The 6,452-nt window shown below is 72.3% G+C and carries 6 protein-coding genes; 3 read left to right on the top strand and 3 right to left on the bottom strand.

Going from position 1 to position 6,452, the window contains the following annotated elements; all coding sequences use genetic code 11:
• Together H0488_RS21230 and H0488_RS21225 are read right to left on the bottom strand one after the other, a co-directional pair.
• Nucleotides 1–1,953 (bottom strand): NADPH-dependent 2,4-dienoyl-CoA reductase (locus H0488_RS21230; protein WP_183101204.1); only part of this gene is annotated, 1,953 nt, incomplete at its 3' end.
• Nucleotides 1,950–2,489 carry a PadR family transcriptional regulator gene (locus H0488_RS21225; protein ID WP_183101203.1) on the bottom strand — a complete coding sequence of 180 codons (540 nt, stop codon included), beginning with the start codon at nucleotides 2,487–2,489 and terminating at the stop codon, nucleotides 1,950–1,952. The genes H0488_RS21230 and H0488_RS21225, both read right to left, overlap by 4 nt.
• Nucleotides 2,490–2,582: 93 nt before the next feature.
• On the opposite strand from H0488_RS21225, the gene H0488_RS24400 reads away from it, so the two are divergent.
• The 3 genes from H0488_RS24400 to H0488_RS21215 are packed head-to-tail and all read left to right on the top strand — an operon-like array spanning nucleotide 2,583 to nucleotide 5,073.
• Nucleotides 2,583–3,461, top strand: coding sequence for an ABC transporter substrate-binding protein (locus tag H0488_RS24400; RefSeq protein WP_246372636.1), 879 nt, complete (start codon nucleotides 2,583–2,585; stop codon nucleotides 3,459–3,461).
• Nucleotides 3,458–4,321 (top strand): amino acid ABC transporter permease, encoded by an 864-nt coding sequence (locus H0488_RS24395; RefSeq protein ID WP_312856470.1) that lies wholly within the window; start codon nucleotides 3,458–3,460, stop codon nucleotides 4,319–4,321. Before H0488_RS24400 ends, H0488_RS24395 begins: the two co-directional genes overlap by 4 nt.
• Nucleotides 4,318–5,073 carry an amino acid ABC transporter ATP-binding protein gene (locus tag H0488_RS21215; RefSeq protein WP_312856469.1) on the top strand — a complete coding sequence of 252 codons (756 nt, stop codon included), beginning with the start codon at nucleotides 4,318–4,320 and terminating at the stop codon, nucleotides 5,071–5,073. Before H0488_RS24395 ends, H0488_RS21215 begins: the two co-directional genes overlap by 4 nt.
• Before the next feature lie 16 nt (nucleotides 5,074–5,089).
• On the opposite strand, the gene H0488_RS21210 is transcribed toward H0488_RS21215, so the two are convergent.
• The gene (locus H0488_RS21210; RefSeq protein ID WP_183101202.1) at nucleotides 5,090–6,259 is read right to left on the bottom strand and encodes a hypothetical protein; all 1,170 of its coding nucleotides are present in this window, start codon (nucleotides 6,257–6,259) and stop codon (nucleotides 5,090–5,092) included.
• Between the last annotated feature and the right edge of the window lie 193 nt (nucleotides 6,260–6,452).

Raw genomic sequence — 6,452 nt, 5'->3', positions numbered from 1 at the left:
GTCCTGGCCGGCGCACAGCACCACGTGGTCGACCTCGATCACCTCCGGAGCGCCGTCGACGGTCAGGTGGAGGCGCAGCCGCTCGCCCGACGCGGTCGGCTCGATCCGGTCGTACGACGCACCGCGGACCTGGCGCACCTCGGACTGCTTGAGCACCGCCCGGTGCGCCCAGCCCGACGTCTTGCCGAGCCCGATGCCGATCGGGGTGGTCTTGCGCTGGATCAGGGTGACCTCGCGCTGCGGCGCGCGTGGCTTCGGCTCGGTCAGCCCGCCGCGGTGCAGGCTCGGGTCGGCGACGCCCCAGTGGGCCATCCACTCCCCGAGGCTTTCGGTTCCTGAGGAGCCGAGGGACGAGGCGTCTCGAAGGGCGCCTGGGTCGTGGGTCAGCCACACCGACATGTCGACGCCGATGCCGCCGGCGCCGATCACCGCCACCTGGCGCCCCGGCACCACCTCGCCCGACAGGACCTGGTCGTAGCGCAGCACGCGCGGGTGGTCGACGCCCGGGATCGCGGGGACCCGCGGCCGCACCCCGGTGGCCAGCACGACCTCGTCGTACGACGCCAGGTCGGCCTCGGTCGCCTCCGCGCCGAGCCGCACGTCGACGCCGAGCACCTCGAGCCGGCGCCGGTAGTAGCGGAGCGTGTCGCGGAAGTCCTCCTTGCCGGGGACCTGCATGGCGAGCTTGAACTGCCCGCCGAGGTCCTCGGACTTCTCGAACAGCGTCACCGCGAGGCCGCGCTCGGCGGCGGAGACCGCGGTGGCCAGCCCGGCGGGGCCGGCTCCGACGACGGCGACCGACTTCCGGACCCGGGTCGGGCGGAGCACGAGCGTCGTCTCGTGGCAGGCCCGCGGGTTCACCAGGCAGGACGCCTTCTGGTTCTTGAACACGTGGTCGAGGCAGGCCTGGTTGCAGGCGATGCAGGTGTTGATCTCGTCGGCGCGGCCCGCGGCCGCCTTGTTGACGAACTCGGGGTCGGCGAGCAGCGGCCGCGCCATCGACACCAGGTCGGCGTCGCCCGAAGCGAGGATCTCCTCGGCGGTCTCGGGGGTGTTGATCCGGTTGGACGCGCAGACCGGCACCGACACCTCGGCCTTCAGTCGCGCGGTGTAGTCGCGCCACGCGGCGCGCGGCACCTGGGTGATGATCGTCGGCACCCGCGCCTCGTGCCAGCCGATGCCGGTGTTGAGCACGGTGACGCCGGCGTCCTCCAGCAGGTGGGCGAGCTCGATCGTCTCCTCCCAGGTCTGGCCGTCCTCGACCAGGTCGAGCAGCGAGATCCGGTAGATGATCGGGAAGTCGCCACCGACCAGCTCGCGCGCACGGCGCACGATCTCGACGGGGAAGCGCATCCGCTTCTCGGCCGAACCGCCCCACGCGTCGGTGCGGTCGTTGGTGCGGGCGACGAGGAACTGGTTGATCAGGTAGCCCTCGGACCCCATGATCTCGACCGCGTCGTAGCCGGCCTTCTGCGCGAGCGCGACCGCGTCGGCGAAGTCGGAGGCGGTGCGGTCGACGCCCTTGGTCGACAGCGCGCTCGGCCGGAACGGGGTGATCGGCGACTTCCGGTTCGACGCGCTCACGCTGAGCGGGTGGTAGCCGTAGCGGCCGGCGTGCAGGACCTGCATCGCGATCGCGCCGCCCTCGGCGTGCACCGCTCCGGTGATCTCACGGTGCCGCATCGCCTGCAGCCGGCTGGTCATCTCCGACGCCAGCGGCTTGAGCCAACCCCGCTTGTTGGGGGAGTAGCCGCCGGTGATGATCAGGCCGGTGCCGCCGCGGGCGCGCTCGGCGAAGTACGCCGCGAGCTTGCCGGTGTTGAGCGCGCTGTCCTCGAGACCGGTGTGCATCGAGCCCATCACCACGCGGTTGCGCAGCGTGAGCGGGCCGAGGGTCAGCGGCGCCAGCAGGTGGGGGTACGCCGTCGCTGGGTCGGTCGAGGGAACAGTCACTGGTGTGCCTCCAGGTATTCGGTGAGCCACGCGATCCAGGTCTCCTCCATGAGGATGCCGCCGCGGAGCACGAGGTACTGGTCGAGCTCGAGCCCGCCCAGGTCGGTCCTGCCAGGGGTTTCGGGGCAGTCCCGCTTCATCAGCTGCCGGTAGTGCTCGAGCCGGGTGTGGTGGTCGACCAGTCGCGCGCGCACCGACTCCAGCACGGCCTCCCGGTCGCCGAACGACGCGCCCCGCAGCTTGACCGCGAGGTCGCTGCGCAGGGGGCTGTCCGGGGTCGGCTCGGCCAACCAGTCGGCGAGCGCGATCTCGCCGAGCGGCGTGACGTCGTACACCTTCTTGTCGGGGCGTCCCTGCTGGGCGACGGTCTCGACCCGGACCCAGCCGTCGGACTCCATCCGGCCGAGCACCCGGTAGATCTGCTGGTGGGTGGCGCTCCAGAAGAAGCCGATCGACCGGCTGAAGCGCTGGGCGAGCTCCAGCCCCGAGGCCGGCTGCTCGCGCAGCGCGACGAGGAGGGCGTGCTCGAGGGCCATGGCAGGAGTGTCGCCCACCTATGCAACGAGTTGCAAGCCTCCGGCTCGTGACGTGGCCCACCATCGGCCCGGTTGCGTCGCTACGATCCCGCCATGCGCCTGCACCTCAGCCACCGCTCGCTCGCCGCCGTCGCCACCGCCGTCCTCGCCGTCGCCGCGACCGCGTGCGCCGCCGAGGAGAAGGCCGAGGACCGCACCGGCGACGTCGCCGAGGCCGACGAGTGCGCGGTCGAGGACCTGGCACTCCAGAAGGAGGGCGTGCTCACCATCGGCACCGACTCCCCGGCCTACGAACCGTGGTTCTCGGACAACGACCCGACCAACGGCAAGGGCTTCGAGTCGGCCGTCGCGTACGCCCTCGCCGAGGAGCTCGGCTTCGAGAAGGACCAGGTCGAGTGGATCAAGGTCGGCTTCAACAGCCTGGCCAAGCCGGGCGAGAAGGACTTCGACTTCGACATCAACCAGGTCTCGATCTCGCCCGAGCGGGACGAGGTCGTCGACTTCTCCGAGGGCTACTACTCCGCCGCCCAGGCGGTCATCGCGCTCAAGGGCACCCCGGCCGCCGAGGCCACCAGCCTCGAGGACCTCAAGGGCCTCAAGATCGGCGCCCAGACCGGCACCACGTCGCTGACCGCGATCCGCGAGGTGATCCAGCCCGACCAGGACCCGGCCGTCCTCGACGACACCAACGTGGCCAAGCAGCAGCTCCTCAACGGCCAGCTCGACGCGATCGTCGCCGACCTGCCGACGGCGTTCTACATCAGCGCCGTCGAGATCCCGGACTCCACGCTCGTCGGCCAGTTCCAGGTCGAGGGCGGCGAGACCGAGGAGTTCGGACTGCTCTTCGAGCAGGGCAGCGAGCTGCTCCCGTGCGTCAACCTGGCGCTCGAGACGCTCAAGGAGGACGGCACCCTCGCGGACATCGAGCAGCAGTGGCTGTCCGACGTCGTGAGCGTGCCCGAGCTGCAGTGAGCGCCCCGGAAGCGCCGGGCTGGTCGCCGAGCGACCGCGAGCTCGAGCGACGCCGGGTCCGCGCCCGGCTCTCCCGACGCCGGGTGGCCGCGGCCTCGCTCGCGACCGTCGTCGTGATCGGGGGGCTCGCGGCCGTCGTGCTCCTCTCGCCGGGGTGGCCCCGGGTGCGCGAGTCGTTCTTCGACGGGTTCCACGCGCGGGAGTCGCTGCCCGCGATCGTCGACGGCTTCTGGATCAACGTGAAGATGTTCCTCATCGCGGAGCCGCTGATCCTGGTGCTGGGGCTCGCGCTGGCGATCGTGCGCAGCTCGCGTTCGCCGTGGCTGGTGCCGGTGCGGGGGCTGGCCGTCGTCTACACCGACGTGGTCCGCGGCGTACCGACCCTGCTCCTCGTCTTCCTCTTCGCCTTCGGCATGCCGGCGCTGGAGCTCCAGGGCGTCCCCGACAGCAGCTTCTTCTGGGCGACCGTCGCGCTCGTGATCTCCTACTCGGCCTACGTCGCCGAGGTGTTCCGCTCCGGCATCGAGTCGGTCCACCCCTCCCAGGTCCTGAGCGCCGAGGCGCTCGCGCTCTCCCGTGGCCAGACGATGCGCCACGTCGTGGTGCCGCAGGCCGTGCGCCGCGTCGTACCCCCGTTGCTCAACGACTTCGTCTCGCTGCAGAAGGACACCGCCCTGGTCGCGTCGGTGTCGATCTTCGACGCGCTCTTCACCGCGCGCGACTACGCCAACTTCAACTTCAACTACACGCCGTACGTCGTGGTCGCCTGCTTCTTCGTCGCGATGACGGTGCCGCTGGCGCGGCTGTGCGACTGGTTGGCGGCTCGGGTCGCCCGGCGCGAGCGGGCGGGTGTCCTGTGAGCTCACCCCAGCTGAGGGTGCCGGTGATCGAGGTCCGCGACGTGCGCAAGTCGTACGGCGACCGCGTGGTGCTCGACGGCGTCTCGCTGACCGTCGAGACCGGCGACGTGGTCTGCCTGATCGGCTCCTCCGGCTCGGGCAAGTCCACCCTGCTGCGCTGCCTCGACCTGCTCGAGGACGTCGACGACGGCGTCATCGAGTTCGAGGGACGCGAGATCTCCGACCCGCTGGTCGACCCGCGCGAGGTGCGGCAGTCGATCGGCATGGTGTTCCAGGCCTACAACCTCTTCCCGCACCTGTCGGTGCTCGCCAACTGCACCCTCGCGCCGCGGAAGGTGCACGGCCGGTCGAAGGCCGAGGCGGAGGCGACCGCGCGCGAGCTGCTCGAACGGTTCGGTCTCGGCGAGCACGTCGACAAGCACCCGGACCGGTTGTCCGGCGGCCAGCAGCAGCGGGCGGCGCTGGTGCGGGCGCTGTGCACCAGCCCACGGCTGCTGCTGCTCGACGAGATCACCGCGGCGCTCGACCCCGAGCTGGTCGGCGACGTGCTCGCCATCGTGCGCGACCTGGCCGAGGGCGGCACGACGATGGTGCTCGCGACCCACGAGATGGCGTTCGCCCGCGACGTCGCCACCCGGGTCTGCTTCCTCGACGGCGGCCGGATCGTCGAGTCGGGTCCGCCGGAGCAGGTGCTGGTCGCGCCCGAGCAGCCGCGGACCCGGGAGTTCCTGCGCCGGGTGCTGCCGGGCTGACCCCTGCTTCAGGGGCTCAGCGGTAGTAGCCCGTGATGTCGAGGGTGATGTGCGTCGACCCGGCCGTGGTGAAGACCCGCACCTCCCGGCCCGGGCCGAGCCTGGTCACCCCTCCCACGACGAAGGACTGGTTGGCGGCGTACCAGATCGCCGACTGGATCAACGGGCGCGGACGGTTCGCCGGGTAGACCGTGAGCCCGCCGGAGCCGAGGGTGCCGCGGACCGTGAGCAGGTAGGTGACGGCCAGCGAGCCGGCCGGGGCCAGCGACGTCGGGATGGCGATGGTCCGGGTGGTGCCGCCCGTGAGCCGGCCGCCGGCGCCGGCGGTGCGGGAGTCGTAGGCCCGGCCGCCGTCGATGGCGTGGAACGCGCCCGCGGTCCCCGGGCCGGCCAGCTTGCGCCAGACGCCCGGGTTGCCGGACACGACGCACGCCCAGATGCCGCTGCCGTCCCTGTCGGAGAGCAGGTCGCCCCGGCGGTAGGCGGCGCCCGCGACGGGAGGTGCCTTCTGGGCCCCGTCGAGGGCGAGCAGCCCGGACTCCGCGGAGGCCTGCAGCGCCGGGGTGCCGCGGGAGGGGGTCGTGCCGCGCACACCCGAGATCTGGCCGTAGCCGACGACGCCGTCGGTGCCGCCCTCGCCGCGTACGCCGACGCCGAGCAGGTTCTCGCCGAGTACCCCGGGCCAGCCGTTGTCCGCGGCCCCGCGAGCGATCCCCCGCACGCCGCAGCGCACCGAGTCGCCGACGACGCCGTAGAACGCACCGTCCTGGGCGAAGCCGAGGATGCCCGTGGAGAAGTTGGCGGGTCCGCCGAAGCCGCGGGCGTGCCCGACGATCGCCGACGGGAGCGGGAAGGGACCGCCGCCGTTGTCGGTGAACGTCAGCCCGTACCCCGCCCCGTTGCCGAGGACCGCGACACCGGTCGGGAGGGTGGCGTCCTGGCCGCCGTTGTTGCCGAGAACCAGCGCCTGGCCGTTGGCGGCCGCGGCGGGAGCGGCCGGAGCCAGGGCGGCCAGCCCCGCCCCGCCGACTCCGGCGGCGGCCAACGTCAGCAGCTGGCGTCGGTTGGTCGCCGGCGGAGGCGGTTCGGCCGGGGGAGCGGGCGAACGTCCCACGGCTGCGCGCAGCGCGCGCACCTCCGCCCTCAGCGTCTCGATCTCCCGGAGCAGGTCGTCCGTCGTGTGCATGAGTGCCTCGTCTCGACCGCATCGTGTATCGATGTGGCATGACCGGTGACCCCGAGACCTTCGACCCAGTGTCGGACGGCCCTCCGCCTCCGTCAATGAGGAGTGCGGGGCCGGCGGCCGCCCACGGGCAGGTGGCCTACGACGTCCGCCTCGACTGGGGTCCGACCGGCGGTGCCGCGATGGCCGGCGGGGC

Origin of the sequence: Nocardioides pelophilus (genome assembly GCF_014180685.1) — a bacterium.
Taxonomy (GTDB): Bacteria; Actinomycetota; Actinomycetes; order Propionibacteriales; family Nocardioidaceae; genus Nocardioides; species Nocardioides pelophilus.
Note: the sequence above shows the minus strand (reverse complement) of the source record. Positions and strands in the feature narration are given on the sequence as shown.